Source organism: Xylanimonas ulmi, from assembly GCF_004216535.1.
Taxonomy (GTDB): Bacteria; Actinomycetota; Actinomycetes; order Actinomycetales; family Cellulomonadaceae; genus Xylanimonas; species Xylanimonas ulmi.
Map to the genome: position 1 here is coordinate 444,468 of NZ_SGWX01000001.1, position 16,811 is coordinate 461,278.

At 68.2% G+C, this 16,811-nt stretch carries 7 protein-coding genes and 3 rRNA genes; 9 read left to right on the top strand and 1 reads right to left on the bottom strand.

Annotation, left to right across the window (positions count from 1 at the left end; all coding sequences use genetic code 11):
- Positions 1 to 197: 197 nt before the first annotated feature.
- From adhE to EV386_RS01950, 3 genes are all read left to right on the top strand, one after another.
- Positions 198 to 2,915 (top strand): bifunctional acetaldehyde-CoA/alcohol dehydrogenase, encoded by a 2,718-nt coding sequence (gene adhE / locus EV386_RS01940; RefSeq protein ID WP_207216447.1) that lies wholly within the window; start codon positions 198 to 200, stop codon positions 2,913 to 2,915.
- Positions 2,916 to 3,293: 378 nt separating this feature from the next.
- Positions 3,294 to 5,831, top strand: coding sequence for an NAD-dependent DNA ligase LigA (gene ligA, locus EV386_RS01945; RefSeq protein ID WP_278025406.1), 2,538 nt, complete (start codon positions 3,294 to 3,296; stop codon positions 5,829 to 5,831).
- Complete coding sequence (locus tag EV386_RS01950) at positions 5,806 to 7,206, top strand: WS/DGAT domain-containing protein (protein ID WP_165399806.1); 1,401 nt, start codon at positions 5,806 to 5,808, stop codon at positions 7,204 to 7,206. The genes ligA and EV386_RS01950 overlap by 26 nt, the downstream gene beginning before the upstream one ends.
- A gap of 102 nt (positions 7,207 to 7,308) precedes the next feature.
- On the opposite strand, the gene EV386_RS01955 is transcribed toward EV386_RS01950, so the two are convergent.
- Positions 7,309 to 7,902 carry a GNAT family N-acetyltransferase gene (locus tag EV386_RS01955; RefSeq protein ID WP_242607791.1) on the bottom strand — a complete coding sequence of 198 codons (594 nt, stop codon included), beginning with the start codon at positions 7,900 to 7,902 and terminating at the stop codon, positions 7,309 to 7,311.
- 66 nt (positions 7,903 to 7,968) lie between these two features.
- Between EV386_RS01955 and EV386_RS01960 the strand changes: the two genes are divergently transcribed.
- From EV386_RS01960 to gatA, 6 genes are all read left to right on the top strand, one after another.
- Positions 7,969 to 8,817, top strand: a complete 849-nt coding sequence (locus EV386_RS01960) for a HEAT repeat domain-containing protein (protein WP_242607792.1) — start codon at positions 7,969 to 7,971, stop codon at positions 8,815 to 8,817.
- 556 nt (positions 8,818 to 9,373) lie between these two features.
- Positions 9,374 to 10,892, top strand: a 16S ribosomal RNA gene (locus EV386_RS01965).
- A 599-nt stretch (positions 10,893 to 11,491) separates the two neighbouring features.
- A 23S ribosomal RNA gene (locus EV386_RS01970) occupies positions 11,492 to 14,612 on the top strand.
- A 116-nt stretch (positions 14,613 to 14,728) separates the two neighbouring features.
- A 5S ribosomal RNA gene (gene rrf / locus EV386_RS01975) occupies positions 14,729 to 14,845 on the top strand.
- Together the 16S, 23S and 5S rRNA genes form the textbook arrangement of a ribosomal RNA operon.
- Positions 14,846 to 14,966: 121 nt before the next feature.
- Complete coding sequence (gene gatC / locus EV386_RS01980) at positions 14,967 to 15,263, top strand: Asp-tRNA(Asn)/Glu-tRNA(Gln) amidotransferase subunit GatC (RefSeq protein ID WP_130411833.1); 297 nt, start codon at positions 14,967 to 14,969, stop codon at positions 15,261 to 15,263.
- 1 nt (position 15,264) lies between these two features.
- Positions 15,265 to 16,800 (top strand): Asp-tRNA(Asn)/Glu-tRNA(Gln) amidotransferase subunit GatA, encoded by a 1,536-nt coding sequence (gene gatA / locus EV386_RS01985; protein WP_130411835.1) that lies wholly within the window; start codon positions 15,265 to 15,267, stop codon positions 16,798 to 16,800.
- Positions 16,801 to 16,811: the final 11 nt, after the last annotated feature.

Below are 16,811 nucleotides of genomic sequence, written 5' to 3' on the forward strand. Positions count from 1 at the left end.
CCTGGCACCTTAGCCCGCGCCGCCGGGCTGCGGCGAGGTCTGTCACGAGTCGCGGACCCTGAGTGGGAATGCTTGCCTAGTACTGCGATGAGACGGACGTCACACCCCGGCCATTTGTGGTCTGACCACACATGTGAAACCCTTCACAAGCAACAGGGACGACGGACCTGCGGTCCCACCCCAGGAGGAGATAACCCGTGAGCACGACCACGACGAAGAAGGCGAAGCCGGTCGACGAGACCGCCGCCATTCCCGACGCCGCCGCGGAGGTCGACGCGCTTGTCCAGCGCGGCCTGCGCGCCCTGAAGGCCTACGCCTCCTTCACGCAGGAGGAGATCGACCACATCGTCAAGAAGGCCTCGGTCGCCGCGCTGCACGAGCACGGCAACCTCGCCAAGCTGGCGCACGAGGAGACCGGCCGCGGCATCTTCGAGGACAAGGCCACCAAGAACATCTTCGCGTGCGAGCACGTCACGCACTCGATGGCCGGCGTCAAGACCGTGGGCGTCATCGCCCGCGACGAGCTGCGCGGCATCGTCGAGATCGCCGAGCCCGTCGGCGTCGTCGCCGGTGTCACCCCGGTGACCAACCCGACCTCGACCGCGATCTTCAAGAGCCTCATCGCTCTCAAGACCCGCAACCCGATCATCTTCGGCTTCCACCCCAACGCCCAGCAGTCCTCCGTCGCCGCCGCGAAGATCGTGCGCGACGCCGCGGTGGCCGCCGGCGCCCCCGCCGACTGCATCCAGTGGATCGAGCACCCCTCGATCGCCGCGACCTCGGAGCTCATGAACCACCCGGGCGTCTCGCTCGTGCTGGCCACCGGCGGCAACGCCATGGTCCGCGCCGCCTACTCGACCGGCAAGCCGGCCCTCGGCGTCGGCGCGGGCAACGTCCCGGCCTACATCGCCAAGGACGCCAAGCTCGGCCGCGCCGTCAACGACATCGTGCTGTCCAAGGGCTTCGACAACGGTGTGGTGTGCGCCTCGGAGCAGGCCGCGATCATCGACACCGAGATCTACGACGAGGCGCTCGCGGAGTTCCGAAAGATGCACGCCTACATCGTCAACGCCGAGGAGAAGGCCAAGCTCGAGGAGTTCTTCTTCGGCGTGACCGCCAACTCGGAGAACTGCGCCGGCGCCAAGCTCAACGCCGCCGTCGTCGGCAAGTCGGCCACCTGGCTGGCCGAGCAGGCCGGCTTCTCGGTGCCCGAGGACACCTCGATCCTCCTGGCCGAGATCTCGGGCGTCGGCCCGCAGGAGCCCCTGAGCCGCGAGAAGCTCTCGCCGCTGCTGGCCGTGCTGCGTGCGCGGACCACCGAGGAGGGCATCCGCCTGTCCGAGCAGATGGTGGAGTTCGACGGCCTGGGCCACTCGGCGGCGATCCACACGCAGGACAAGGAGCTCTCGGAGAAGTTCGGCCACCGCGTCAAGGCCGTCCGCATCCTGTGGAACCAGCCGTCGGCGCTCGGCGGCATCGGCGACATCTACAACGCCTTGATCCCGTCGCTGACCCTCGGCTGTGGCTCCTACGGCCACAACTCGGTCTCGAACAACGTGTCGGCCGTCAACCTGATCAACGTCAAGCGTGTCGCGAGGCGGAACAACAACATGCAGTGGTTCAAGGTCCCGCCGAAGACGTACTTCGAGCCGAACGCCATCCAGTACCTGGTGGACATGCGCGGCGTCGAGCGCGTCACCATCGTCACCGACCGCGTGATGAGCACCATCGGCATCGTCGACAAGGTCCTCGACGTGCTGCACCGCCGCACCAACGAGGTGGCCGTGCAGATCATCGACACCGTCGAGCCGGAGCCGAGCGTCGGCACCGTCGCGCGCGGCGCCGAGCTGATGCGGGACCACCGTCCGGACACGATCATCGCCATCGGCGGTGGCTCGCCCATGGACGCAGCCAAGGTCATGTGGCTCAAGTACGAGAACCCCGAGCTTGAGTTCTCCGACCTGCGCGAGAAGTTCTTCGACGTGCGCAAGCGCGCGTTCCAGTACCCGACCCTCGGCAAGGTCGCGCAGCTCGTCTGCATCCCGACGTCGTCGGGCACGGGCGCCGAGGTCACGCCGTTCGCGGTCATCTCCGACCCCGAGACCGGCTACAAGTACCCGCTCGCCGACTACGCGCTGACCCCGTCGGTCGCGATCGTCGACCCGGTGCTGACCGCCTCGATGCCGGCCAAGCTGGTCGTCGACTCCGGTATGGACGCCCTGACGCACGCCACCGAGGCCTTCGTCTCCGTCTACGCCAACGACTTCACCGACGGCCTGGCGCTGCACGCGATCAAGCTGGTCTTCGAGAACATCGAGAAGTCGTTCCAGGGCGGCGCGGGGCTCGACGAGGCCCGCGAGAAGATGCACAACGCCGCGACGATCGCCGGTATGGCCTTCGGCAACGCGTTCCTGGGCATCGTGCACGCCATGTCGCACACGGTCGGCGCCCAGTTCCACCTGGTCCACGGCCGCACCAACGCGATGTTCCTGCCGTACGCGATCCGCTACAACGGCCTCGTCCCGGGCAAGGTCACGGGCTGGCCCAAGGCGGAGAAGTACATCGCTCCCGAGCGGTTCCAGGCGATCGCCAAGCACCTGGGCCTGCCGGCCTCGACGCCCGAGGAGGGCGTGGAGTCCTACGCCCGCGCGGTGCGCGACCTGGCCGACCGGATCGGTGTGGAGAAGTCCTTCGCCGAGCAGGGTGTGTCCGAGAAGGACTTCGTGGGCGGTCTCGACACGCTCGCGATGCGCGCCTACGAGGACCAGTGCGCCCCGGCGAACCCGCGCCTGCCGATGCTCCAGGACATGAAGGACATCATGGTCGCGGCGTACTACGGCCTGACCCGCGAGGAGGTCGCCGCCAAGCGTCGCGACGGCGTCGCCTACCTGGACATGAACCCCGCGCGGGGCTGAGTCCAGCACCCGGCCGGGCGTGAGCCCGGCCGAAGGCTCCCGCCCCACGCCCACTCCTCCGGGCGTGACGGCGGATGGCACCCGGTTCGTGGCCCGGGTGCGCACCCTCACGGGTGCACCCGCCCTCGGGTTCGTGGCCCCGAGGGCGGGAAGCCGTACGAGTGGGTTCGTGGCCCCGCTCGTGCCGCGCCGGGCTTGCCCGGCGCCGGCGTCCGGTTCGTGGCCCGGACGCCCTGATGGGGCCCGGCGGCGCAATGCGCCGCCGGGCCCCGTCCCTTTGCCCACCCGCCCGAGTCGACGACGACGTGTCGACGGGACGACAGGGCTGGTCCGCGCGCGCGTGTCGTGGCTGTCGGAGGGTTCGGCGAAGATGGTTCGGTGAGCGAGACGACGACGCACCTGGCTGCCGAACTCGACGAGCAGGCGGCGCAGCGCCGGTGGGCGCAGCTGCGGAGCCTGGTCGAGGCCGACCAGCGCGCCTACTACGAGCAGGACTCGCCGCTGGTGTCCGACGCCGAGTACGACGCGCGCATGCGCGAGCTGGCGGCGCTCGAGGCGGCGCACCCCGCGCTGGCGACTCCGCAGTCGCCGACGCAGCGCGTGGGCGGCGCGGCCGCGGCCGGGTTCGCGACGGTCGAGCACATCGAGCGCATGCTCTCGCTCGACAACGTGTTCTCGGTCGAGGAGCTGCGCGAGTGGGACGCGCGTGTGGCGCGCGATCTGGGTGAGGCCGAGGTCGGGTACCTGTCCGAGGTCAAGATCGACGGCCTGGCGATCGCGCTGCTGTACCAGGACGGGCGCCTGACGCGCGCGGCAACCCGAGGCGACGGGCGCACGGGCGAGGACGTGACGGTCAACGCGCGGCGCATCGCCGACATCCCGCAGATCCTCGACGGCGACGACCACCCGGCGCTGGTCGAGGTGCGCGGCGAGGTCTTCCTGCCGACGGCGGCGTTCACGCGGCTCAACGAGCTGCAGGCGACGCTGCGCGAGCGCGTGGTGGCCGAGACCCGCGAGCGGCAGGGCGCCCGCTTCGACGAGGACCGGGCGCGGCTGGCGGCCGAGCGCCGGTTCCCGGCCTTCGCCAACGCCCGCAACGCCGCGGCGGGCGGGCTGCGCCAGCAGCTCGACAAGAAGGAGGGCCTCGACCTTGAGGCGGGCCTGGCGCGCGTGGAGTCGCTGCGCCTGTACGTCCACGGGATCGGTGCGCTGGCGTGGACCGCGGGTGAGCACACGGCGCTCGAGCACCAGTCCGACGCGTATGCGCACTTCGCGGCGTGGGGACTGCCGATCTCACCACACAATCGCGTGGTCGCGGGGATCGGCGGCGTCGTCGAGATGATCGACCACTTCGGCGCGCACCGGCACGACATCGAGCACGAGCTCGACGGCATCGTCGTCAAGGTCGACTCGCTCGCCGACCAGGCGCGTCTGGGCGCGACGAGCCGCGCTCCGCGCTGGGCGACGGCGTACAAGTACCCGCCCGAGGAGGTCAACACCCGTCTGCTGGCCATCCAGATCGGCGTGGGCCGCACGGGCCGCGCGACGCCGTACGCGGTCATGGAGCCGGTCAAGGTCGCGGGCTCCACCGTCCGTCAGGCCACGCTGCACAACCAGGACGTGGTGCGGGCCAAAGGTGTGCGCGTGGGCGACGTCGTCGTGCTGCGCAAGGCGGGCGACGTCATCCCGGAGATCCTGGGCCCGGTTGCGGCGCTGGCCGACGACGGCTACCCGCGCCACGACTTCGTCATGCCCGAGGCGTGCCCCGAGTGCGGCACGCCGCTGCGCCCGATGAAGGAGGGCGACGTCGACCTGCGGTGCCCCAACGCCCGGTCGTGCCCCGCACAGGTGCGCGGGCGCGTCGAGCACATCGGCTCGCGCGGCGGACTCGACGTCGAGGCCTTGGGTGAGGTCACGGCCGCGGCGCTCACGCAGCCGCTCGAGCCGGCGACCCCGCCGCTGGCGACCGAGGCGGGGCTGTTCGACCTGTCGATCGACCAGCTCCAGCCCATCCGTGTCGTCGTGCGCGACCCGGAGACGGGCCTGCCGCGCCCTTACGACGGCGTCGGCGAGTCGGTCGAGCTGCCGACCGCCGACGGCGCGATGTTCACCGCGAAGGTCGTGCGCCCCTTCCAACGCCTCGTCGGGCGTGTCTACCCACCCGGCGCCGAGTCGATGACCCCCGCGCAGCGGCGCGCCGCGGGCATCCGCAAGGACCACCCGGTCTACGGCCCGGCCAAGTCCGCCCAGGTGCTGCTCGACGAGCTCGAACGGGCCAAGTCCAAGGACCTGTGGCGTCAGCTCGTCTCGCTCAACATCCGGCACGTCGGCCCCGTCGCGGCCCGCGCGCTCGCCGACTGGTTCGGCTCGCTCGACGCGATTCGCGCGGCATCCTTGGAGGACCTCGCGGCGGTCGAGGGGGTCGGCCCGGTCATCGCGGCCGAGCTCCAGGAGTGGTTCGAGGTCGACTGGCATGTGGAGATCGTCGAGGCGTGGGCTCGGGCGGGCGTCCGCTTCGCCACCCCGGGCCACCCCGGCCCCGAGGCCATGGCCGCCCGCGCCGCGGCGGGAGCGGTGCCGACGGGGCCGCTCGCGGGGCTGACCGTCGTGGTCACCGGCTCGCTTGAGGGCTACTCGCGCGACGGCGCCAAGGAGGCGATCATCGCGGCAGGCGGCAAGGCGGCGGGTTCGGTCTCGAAGCGGACCGACTACGTCGTCGTCGGCGAGAACGCGGGGTCGAAGGCCGCCAAGGCCGAGGAGTTGGGACTGCCGATCCTCGACGAGTCCGGATTCACGCGCCTGCTGCGCGGCGGCCCCGCCGCGGTCGAGGGCGGCGATGCCGAGGACGAGCCGACACGGGTGGGCGAAGGCGATGCGGCGGACGAGCGCGATGCGGCGGACGACGGCGAGGCGTGACGTCCGGCTCCTGACGTTGACGGAGCGCGGCGAGCTCGCGTTCGACGTCGGCCCGGACCCGCGCACGATCGGCGTCGTGCTGCGCCTGGCCGGGCCTGCGCCACCCGAGGCCGAGATCGCCGCGACCCTGGCCGACCGCCTGGCCGACTCCCCGCGCTGGTCGTGCCGCGTCGTGCGGCCACCCGGCCTGCTCCCGCGCTGGGAGCCGATGGCCGTCGACACGGCCGCGCACGTGCGCACGCTCACGCTCGCGCCGGGCGACGGCGCGCGCGAGGACGACGTGATGGCCGCGGCGGTGCGCGTGCTGCGTGAGCCCTGGGACCTGAAGGCCGCCCCACCCTGGCGGGTGACGCGCCTGGTCACCGGAACGGGGCGCGACGCCGTCGTGCTGAGCCTGCACCACGTGCTGACCGACGGGACGGGTGTGCTCGCCACGGGCGCCGCGCTGCTCGGGATGACGCCCCCGCTCGCCGGCTCGGCGCGGGCGGCGCCTGAGTCTGGCGGCGCTGCGGCGCACGAGCCTGGCGCGGCAGGGGCTGCGGTTCGCGCTCCCGCCCGCGCCGCGGCGCACAGCCCCGCCAGCGCTGTGGCCCACGCGCTCGGCGCCGTGCGGACGGTGGCGCTCGGTGTGGCGGAGCTCGCGGCCGGCCTCGGCCCCCGAGCCGAGCGGACCTCGCTGAGCGCGCCGATCGAGCCGGGCTTCTGCCTGGCGAACCTCGACCTCGACCTCGACGGCGTGCGCCGCTCCGCCCACCACCATGGCGCGACGGTCAACGATGTGCTGCTGGTCGCCGGCGCCGGCGCCGTGGCGCGCCTGCTCGCCCGCCGCGGCGAGCGGGTCGACAGGATCCTGTGCAGCGTGCCCGTCTCCCGGGCGCGCCCCGGCGACACGGACCGCCGCGCGCGCACGGGCGTGCTGCGTGTCGCGGCGCCGGTCGCCGCGCCGGCGACGGCGCACGGGAGGCCGGGGCCGACCGCGTCTGCGCTACTGCTCCACACCGCCGCACGCACGCGGCGGCGCCGCCGCTTCGCGACAGGTGAGTCGGCGCCCCTGCTGGCCTTCGCGTTCGAGTCGCTCGGACGCCTCGGGCTCTATCGGGCCGTGCTGCGCCGCCAGCGCCTGATCAACATGGTCGTCAGCAACCTGCGCGGACCCGCCGAGCCGATGGCCATCGCGGGCGTCCCGGTGACGCATGTCATGCCCATCGCCCCGGGGGTCGGCAACGTGCCTGTCTACGTCACGGCGCTGTCGTACGCGGGGCGTCTGTCGGTGACGCTGCGTGTCGAGGCGCGTCTGGCGTCCGAGCTGCCGGGTCTGGCGGCCGACGTGCGCGACGTCGTCGACGAGCTGGCCAGCGCGCGCGGTCCGTGGTGAGCCGGCGCGCGCGGTCCACGGTGAGCGGGCTTCGCGGTGAGCGTGCTGCGCACCGCGCGCGACGCGGTGAGGTCTTCCTCCGGCGGCGTCTGCCCGCAGGCGTCAGCGCCGCAGCATGACGACGTCGTCGTGCGCCTGCCCGCCGACGTCGTAGGTCCGCGTGCCCACGACGACGAACCCGTGCTTGCGGTAGAAGGCCTGCGCCCGCGCGTTGGCGGCGTTGGTGCCGAGCCACAGCGGGGTGTCGCCGCTCCCGTGCCCTTCGGCGAGGTGGGCGGCGCCCAGGTGAGCGGCGGCGTCGATCGCACCGCGCATCAGGGCCGCGGCGGCGCCCGTCCCGAGTGCGTCGGGGTGGGCGTAGATCTTGGAGAGCTCGACGTACGGTCCCGCCGAGCCTGTGGCCTCACGCAGTACGGCCGCGTCCTGCGCGCCGTCGGGCAGGCCGTAGGTGAGCAACGCGTACCCCAGGTGCGCGCCGTCCTGCGACTGCGCGACGAGCAGCACGTGGTCAGCGCTGATGGACCAGCGGCGAAAGTGGGCGGGCGTGAGCTGCCGGGCCACATGGCGGGCGACCTCGGCCGCGGCGGCGTCGGGCGGGCACGCGAGGGGGAACGTCATGGCGGCGAGCCACGCGACGTCCGCGGCCTCCTGCGTGAGTGCGGGGCGGACGACGACGTGCGGCTCGGGCGCTGTCACGTCGCGACTGTAGGGCATGGGGACTCCTGAGCGCGGGCGCGTCGGCTGTCGCCGTACGGTGTGGCGATGAGCCGCCGACAGGAGTACGCACGGGCGCTGTCCGACGTGATGCCGGGTGGGGTCGAGGCGGTCGGCGTCTATCTCACGGAGCACTCGGGCCTGCCGGGCCCGCGTGGCAACCTGGAGTTGGCCGAGGCATGGGCCGACGTCGGTCCCGATGCGATGGTGCGCGCCCTGGCCGCTGAGGAGGACGAGTACCTGCGGCTTTGTGGCGTCGTCGGACTTGGCAGGATGCTCGCCGACGCTCTGGCGGCCGCTCGGCCCGGCACGTCGGCCGACTGCGGGTCGGGGGAGCGGGCGGTCGGTGGCCCGGCGGACGGTGGCCCGGCGGCCGTCCCCACGACGTCCCCAGCGGCGGCCGCGTTGATCGACCGGCTGCGCGCGCACGCGACGGATGGGTCGTGGCGTGTGCGGGAGGCGACCGCGATGGCGCTGCAGCGGGTGGGGGACGCCGAGCCGGCCGCCCTGCGCTCCCTGGTCCGCGCCTGGGCGCAGGACCCGCATCCCCTCGTGCGACGTGCCGCGGTCGCGGGCGTGTGCGAGCCGCGACTGCTGCGCGACCCAGCCACGGCGACGGCGGCGCTCGCCGCCTGTCAGACGGCGACGGCTCTGCTGGCGAGAGCGCCCGCAGACGCTCGGAGGGACCCCGACGTGCGCACGCTGCGCCAAGGGCTCGGGTACTGCTGGAGCGTGGCGGTCGCCTCGGACCCCTCCCGAGGGGTCCCGCTCTTCCAGGCGCTCGAGCGTGACCACCCTCAGGACGTAGACGTGGCGTGGATCGTGCGGGAGAACCGGCGCAAGAGCCGCCTGCGACGGGTGCTCGACGAGCCGGAGGGCGGCCGTTCGGCCAGGTGAGGGCGGTCGCCGGGCTCCAGCGCGGCAGCGACAGACCCGAGTGTGTGCGCCGTCACCGCCGCGCTGGTTGTCCGGGCCCGCTGGGGCGTGTAATGTTCTACGACGTCAGCCCGACAGGCAGACGGACTCGCACAGAGGCCGCGCCGGGGTTTGAAACTCACACCGAAGGTTCTTCCAGGGCTCTTTGCGCCCTGGATCCGGAGTGTGTGGGGCCTGGCGAACGGCTTTCTCAGTCGATTCCGGACACCGAATTCCTCGGAACACGGATTAGGCGGGACGGAAATCGTCTGGTAGGTTTGAGACATCGCCCCGAGGGGGACGGAAGAGAAAGAATCCTCCGAATCTCCGGTGTGCGTCGGTTGTTTGAGAACTCAACAGTGCGTTTGATAGTCAATGCCAAATTTTTATCCCTTGTCGGGTTGGCCCTTGTGGGTTGGCTCGTGAGGATTCCTTTGGACATGATCAAGCAGTTCAGCTTGGTTCTGTCAGTGTTGGACGAACCGTATGGTTGTTGACTCTGGCCGCTCTTTTGGGGTGGTGGGGGTTGATGTTTTCTTTTACGGAGAGTTTGATCCTGGCTCAGGACGAACGCTGGCGGCGTGCTTAACACATGCAAGTCGAACGGTGAAGCCCTTCGGGGTGGATCAGTGGCGAACGGGTGAGTAACACGTGAGCAACCTGCCCTCCACTTCGGGATAAGCCTTGGAAACGGGGTCTAATACCGGGTATGAGCGTCTGCCGCATGGTGGGCGTTGGAAAGTTTTTCGGTGGGGGATGGGCTCGCGGCCTATCAGCTTGTTGGTGGGGTGATGGCCTACCAAGGCTTCGACGGGTAGCCGGCCTGAGAGGGCGACCGGCCACACTGGGACTGAGACACGGCCCAGACTCCTACGGGAGGCAGCAGTGGGGAATATTGCACAATGGGCGAAAGCCTGATGCAGCGACGCCGCGTGAGGGATGACGGCCTTCGGGTTGTAAACCTCTTTCAGCAGGGAAGAAGCGCAAGTGACGGTACCTGCAGAAGAAGCGCCGGCTAACTACGTGCCAGCAGCCGCGGTAATACGTAGGGCGCAAGCGTTGTCCGGAATTATTGGGCGTAAAGAGCTCGTAGGCGGTCTGTCGCGTCTGGTGTGAAATCCCGAGGCTCAACCTCGGGCTTGCATCGGGTACGGGCGGACTAGAGTGCTGTAGGGGAGACTGGAATTCCTGGTGTAGCGGTGGAATGCGCAGATATCAGGAGGAACACCGATGGCGAAGGCAGGTCTCTGGGCAGTCACTGACGCTGAGGAGCGAAAGCATGGGGAGCGAACAGGATTAGATACCCTGGTAGTCCATGCCGTAAACGTTGGGCACTAGGTGTGGGGGCCATTCCACGGTTCCCGTGCCGCAGCTAACGCATTAAGTGCCCCGCCTGGGGAGTACGGCCGCAAGGCTAAAACTCAAAGGAATTGACGGGGGCCCGCACAAGCGGCGGAGCATGCGGATTAATTCGATGCAACGCGAAGAACCTTACCAAGGCTTGACATGCGCCGGACAGCGTCAGAGATGGCGTCTCCGCAAGGTCGGCGCACAGGTGGTGCATGGTTGTCGTCAGCTCGTGTCGTGAGATGTTGGGTTAAGTCCCGCAACGAGCGCAACCCTCGTCCCATGTTGCCAGCGGGTTATGCCGGGGACTCATGGGAGACTGCCGGGGTCAACTCGGAGGAAGGTGGGGATGACGTCAAATCATCATGCCCCTTATGTCTTGGGCTTCACGCATGCTACAATGGCCGGTACAGAGGGCTGCGATGCCGTAAGGCGGAGCGAATCCCAAAAAGCCGGTCTCAGTTCGGATTGGGGTCTGCAACTCGACCCCATGAAGTCGGAGTCGCTAGTAATCGCAGATCAGCAACGCTGCGGTGAATACGTTCCCGGGCCTTGTACACACCGCCCGTCAAGTCACGAAAGTTGGTAACACCCGAAGCCCATGGCCCAACCACCTTGTGTGGGGGGAGTGGTCGAAGGTGGGACTGGCGATTGGGACTAAGTCGTAACAAGGTAGCCGTACCGGAAGGTGCGGCTGGATCACCTCCTTTCTAAGGAGCTCACCGGCGTCCGCCGTCTGGGGCCTTCGGGTCTGGGTGGGGGGCGTCCATGGTGGACCACGCGCCGGCCGAGTGTGCTGGTGGTGGTGCTCTGGGTGGAACGTTGACTGTTGAGTCGGTTCGGGTCGTTGGCCTGTCCAGTACGCCTGGTCGCCGTCGTCGTGTCCTGTGGGCTTGTCCTGTGGGGTGTGGTGGTGGTGGTGGGGTGGGAACGCTGGTCGGTGATCTGGGTTGGCTCGTGAGCGCACTGTTGGGTCCTGAGGCAATCGCCGCGGGGCCGCCTGGCTCCCCTGGTGGGCTCTGGGCCTCCTGGTTTCGTGCTCGTCCTCCCCTGGTGGGGTGGGTGGGGCGGGGTTGGGGGGTGTGGGGTCTGGTGGGGGTGGGTGGTTCGTTGGTGGGGGTTGTGCTCTGTAGCGGGTCGCTGGTGGTGTCGTACCGCCTCCCAGGTTTGTGGGGGTGGGCGCGCTGGGTCTGGCGGGTCGTCCGTAGCTTGAGAACTGCACAGTGGACGCGAGCATCCAAGATGTTCATACGGCGGTCGCCCTTGGGGTGGCCGTCCCTGAATGTCTCTGTAGTGTGATCGTATTTTTGTTGAAGTTTTTAAGGGCACAGGGTGGATGCCTTGGCACCAGGAGCCGAAGAAGGACGTCGTAGCCTGCGATAAGCCTCGGGGAGTTGGCAAACGAGCTGTGATCCGAGGATGTCCGAATGGGGGAACCCACCCGCAGTCATGTGCGGGTACCCACACCTGAATATATAGGGTGTGTGGGGGGAACGCCGGGAAGTGAAACATCTCAGTACCGGCAGGAAGAGATATTCCGTGAGTAGTGGCGAGCGAAAGCGGATGAGGCCAAACCGTGGCGGTGTGAAAGCTGTCAGGCGTTGCCGTCACGGGGTTGTGGGACCGTCTGGGAGGGGCTGACACCTCTCCAGCCAGTCAGAAAGCCGTGTCATAGTCGAACCGGGTTGAATACCGGACCGTAGAGGGTGGCAGTCCCGTAGACGAAATGGTGCGGCCTGGTGGACGGGATCCCAAGTAGCACGGGGCCCGTGAAATCTCGTGTGAATCTGGCGAGACCACTCGCTAAGCCTAAATACTACCTGGTGACCGATAGCGGACTAGTACCGTGAGGGAAAGGTGAAAAGTACCCCGGGAGGGGAGTGAAATAGTACCTGAAACCGTGTGCCTACAATCCGTCGGAGCCTCCTTTGCAGGGGTGACGGCGTGCCTTTTGAAGAATGAGCCTGCGAGTTAGTGCTCGGTGGCGAGGTTAACCCGTGTGGGGAAGCCGTAGCGAAAGCGAGTCCGAACAGGGCGCCCATAGTCGCCGGGTCTAGACCCGAAGCGAAGTGATCTAGCCATGGGCAGGCTGAAGCGACGGTAAGACGTCGTGGAGGGCCGAACCCACCAGGGTTGAAAACCTGGGGGATGACCTGTGGTTAGGGGTGAAAGGCCAATCAAACTTCGTGATAGCTGGTTCTCCCCGAAATGCATTTAGGTGCAGCGTCTCGTGTTTCTTGCCGGAGGTAGAGCTACTGGATGGCCGATGGGCCTCACCAGGTTACTGACGTCAGCCAAACTCCGAATGCCGGTAAGTTTAAGCGGGGCAGTGAGACTGCGGGGGATAAGCTCCGTAGTCGAGAGGGAAACAGCCCAGATCACCGGCTAAGGCCCCTAAGCGTGTGCTCAGTGGGAAAGGATGTGGAGTTGCACAGACAACCAGGAGGTTGGCTTAGAAGCAGCCACCCTTGAAAGAGTGCGTAATAGCTCACTGGTCAAGTGATTCCGCGCCGACAATGTAGCGGGGCTCAAGCACACCGCCGAAGCCGTGGCAGCGCAGCGACACCCAAGCCGCGACCCTTGTGGTCGTTGGTTCAGGGGCTGTGCTGGGTAGGGGAGCGTCGTGTGGGCGGTGAAGCCGCGGGGTGACCCAGCGGTGGAGACCACACGAGTGAGAATGCAGGCATGAGTAGCGAATGACGGGTGAGAAACCCGTCCGCCGAATGACCAAGGGTTCCAGGGCCAGGTTAATCCGCCCTGGGTAAGTCGGGACCTAAGGCGAGGCCGACAGGCGTAGTCGATGGACAAGGAGTTGATATTCTCCTACCGGCGAAGGACCGCCCATACCGAACCTCGAGATGCTAAACGCCCCAAGCGCGCCACCGCCGGCTTCGGCCGGCACCGGCGCGGGCGGCGCGTGACCCGATCGGGCAGTAGGTAAGCGTGTTAACAGGGGTGACGCAGGAAGGTAGCCCGGCGTGGCGATGGTAGACCACGTCCAAGGCCGTAGCCCGGTGTGTAGGCAAATCCGCACACCACCACGGGTGAGAGCTGACAGTGACCGCGTATGCGGGAAACGGGTGATCCTCAGCTGCCAAGAAAAGCCTCGACGCGAGGTCCTAGCCGCCCGTACCCCAAACCGACTCAGGTGGTCAGGTAGAGAATACCAAGGCGATCGAGCGAATCGTGGTTAAGGAACTCGGCAAAATGCCCCCGTAACTTCGGGAGAAGGGGGGCCCGAACCGTCAACCCACTAGCTGGGGGAAGCGGGGAGGGCCGCAGAGACCAGGGAGAAGCGACTGTTTACTAAAAACACAGGTCCGTGCGAAGTCGCAAGACGATGTATACGGACTGACGCCTGCCCGGTGCTGGAAGGTTAAGAGGACGAGTCAGCGCAAGCGAAGCTCAGAATTTAAGCCCCAGTAAACGGCGGTGGTAACTATAACCATCCTAAGGTAGCGAAATTCCTTGTCGGGTAAGTTCCGACCTGCACGAATGGCGTAACGACTTCTCCGCTGTCTCAACCGCGAGCTCGGCGAAATTGCACTACGAGTAAAGATGCTCGTTACGCGCAGCAGGACGGAAAGACCCCGGGACCTTTACTATAGCTTGGTATTGGTGTTCGGCGCAGTTTGTGTAGGATAGGTGGGAGACTATGAGACCCGGGCGCCAGCTCGGGTGGAGTCAACGTTGAAATACCACTCTGACTGCTTCGGACATCTAACCTCGGTCCGTGATCCGGACCAGGGACAGTGCCTGGTGGGTAGTTTAACTGGGGCGGTTGCCTCCCAAAATGTAACGGAGGCGCCCAAAGGTTCCCTCAGCCTGGTTGGCAATCAGGTGTCGAGTGCAAGTGCACAAGGGAGCTTGACTGTGAGACCGACAGGTCGAGCAGGGACGAAAGTCGGGACTAGTGATCCGGCGGTGGCTTGTGGAAGCGCCGTCGCTCAACGGATAAAAGGTACCCCGGGGATAACAGGCTGATCTTGCCCAAGAGTCCATATCGACGGCATGGTTTGGCACCTCGATGTCGGCTCGTCGCATCCTGGGGCTGGAGTAGGTCCCAAGGGTTGGGCTGTTCGCCCATTAAAGCGGTACGCGAGCTGGGTTTAGAACGTCGTGAGACAGTTCGGTCCCTATCCGCTGCGCGCGCAGGAAACTTGAGAAGGGCTGTCCCTAGTACGAGAGGACCGGGACGGACGAACCTCTGGTGTGCCAGTTGTACTGCCAAGTGCACCGCTGGTTAGCTACGTTCGGGAAGGATAACCGCTGAAAGCATCTAAGCGGGAAGCCTGCTTCAAGATGAGGTTTCCAAGACCCTCGGGTCTGAAGGCACCCAGCGAGACCACTGGGTAGATAGGCCGGATGTGGAAGGCAGGACCAACGACTGCCGCAGCTGACCGGTACTAATCAGCCGACAACTTCAACACACACACACACTTACATGCGACGCGTCCACTGTGCGGTTCCCGAGTCACGGGCAACCACCCCCCACCCCCACACACGTGAGGGACAAGAGGGGGCACCCCGAACAACTCGACACTGTTACGGCGGTCATAGCATAGGGGAAACGCCCGGTCCCATTCCGAACCCGGAAGCTCAGCCCTATAGCGCCGATGGTACTGCCCTGGAGACGGGGTGGGAGAGTAGGACGCCGCCGGACACCCTTCACGAAAGACCCCGCACCCCAGGTGCGGGGTCTTTCGCATACCCGCAGACGCTGCGCATTCGCGGTCGGCGTCAGGGGCGTGGGATCCGCCGGTTCGGCCGATAGACTGGCGGCCATGTCCACCATCTCCCGCGACGAGGTCGCGCGCGTGGCCGTCCTGGCTCGCATCGACCTGCGGCCCGAGGAGGTCGACCGGCTCGCCGGCGAGCTCGACGTCATCGTCGAGTCGATCGCCAAGGTCAACCAGGTCGCCACCCCTGACGTGCCCGCGACCAGCCACCCCCTGCCGATGACGAACGTGTTCCGCGAGGACGTCCCGGCCCCGGCGCTGCCCGTGGCCGACGTGCTGGCCGCCGCGCCCGACGCGCAGGATGGCAAGTTCCTCGTCCCGCAGATCCTCGGTGAGGAGTGAGATGACCGACGTCACCCGTCTGTCCGCCGCGGCTCTGGCGGACCGCCTCGCCGCGGGCGAGGTCACGAGCGTCGAGGCCACGGCAGCCCACCTGGACCGGATCGCCGCCGTCGACGGCCAGGTCCACGCGTTCCTGCACGTCTCGGCCGACGCGGCGCTCGCCACCGCGCGCGACGTCGACGCGCGCCGCGGCGCGGGCGAGCGGCTGCACCCGCTGGCGGGCGTCCCGATCGCGGTCAAGGACGTCGTCGTCACCCAGGGCATGCCCACCACTGCGGGCTCGAAGATCCTCGAGGGCTGGGTGCCGCCGTATGACGCGACGCTCGTCGAGCGGATCAAGGCCGCCGGGCTGCCGATCCTCGGCAAGACCAACATGGACGAGTTCGCCATGGGGTCGAGCACCGAGCACTCGGCGTACGGCGACACGCACAACCCGTGGGACCTGGACCGCATCCCTGGCGGCTCGGGCGGCGGCTCGGCGGCGGCGGTCGCGGCCTTCGAGGCGCCGTTGGCGATCGGCACCGACACGGGCGGCTCGATCCGCCAGCCTGGAGCGGTGACGGGCACGGTGGGCGTCAAGCCCACGTACGGCGGGGTCTCGCGCTACGGCCTCATCGCGATGGCCTCGAGCCTTGACCAGGCCGGCCCGGTCACCCGCACGGTGCTCGACTCGGCTCTGCTGCACGAGCTCATCGGCGGGCACGACCCGCGCGACTCGACGTCGATCCCTGAGCCGCTGCCGTCCCTGGTGGACGCGGCGCGGCTCGGCGCGAGCGGCGACCTGTCGGGGGTGCGGGTCGGCGTCGTGACGCAGTTGCAGGGCGAGGGCTATCAGGCGGGCGTCCTGGACCGCTTCCATGAGTCGCTGGCCCTGCTGGAGAAGGCAGGCGCCGAGCTGGTCGAGGTCTCCTGCCCGCACTTCCCCTACGCGCTCGACGCGTACTACCTGATCATGCCCGCCGAGGCGTCGAGCAACCTCGCCAAGTTCGACGGCATGCGCTTCGGGCTGCGCGTCGTGCCCACGCAGGGTCCGGTGACCGCCGAGCGCGTCATGGCCGCCACGCGCGGCGCGGGGTTCGGCGACGAGGTCAAGCGCCGCGTGATCCTCGGCACCTACGCGCTGAGCGCCGGGTACTACGACGCCTACTACGGCAGCGCCCAGAAGGTGCGCACGCTCATCCAGCGCGACTTCGCCGCCGCGTTCGCCCAGGCCGACGTCCTGGTCAGCCCTACGGCCCCGACGACGGCGTTCAAGCTGGGCGAGAAGCTCGACGACCCGCTCGCGATGTACCTCAACGACGTCGCCACCATTCCCGCCAACCTCGCGGGCGTCCCGGGCATCTCGGTGCCCAACGGCGTCGCCACGCCGCCCGACGGGAGCAACCCCCTGCCGACCGGATTCCAGATCCTGGCGCCGGCCAAGGCCGACGACCGCCTGTACCGTGTCGGCGCCGCACTCGAGCGCCTGCTCGAGGCGCAGTGGGGCGCGCCCCTGCTCGCGCAGGCGCCCGACCTGACGGCCCAGGCGCCGGCCTGACGAACGAGAAG

What these genes read in the sequence shown, in the direction of transcription:
- gatA (WP_130411835.1), top strand. Translation starts at nt 15,265, where the DNA reads ATGACCGACGTCACCCGTCTGTCCGCCGCGGCTCTGGCGGACCGCCTC.
- gatC (WP_130411833.1), top strand. Translation starts at nt 14,967, where the DNA reads ATGTCCACCATCTCCCGCGACGAGGTCGCGCGCGTGGCCGTCCTGGCT.
- EV386_RS01950 (WP_165399806.1), top strand. Translation starts at nt 5,806, where the DNA reads ATGCGGCGGACGACGGCGAGGCGTGACGTCCGGCTCCTGACGTTGACG.
- EV386_RS01960 (WP_242607792.1), top strand. Translation starts at nt 7,969, where the DNA reads ATGAGCCGCCGACAGGAGTACGCACGGGCGCTGTCCGACGTGATGCCG.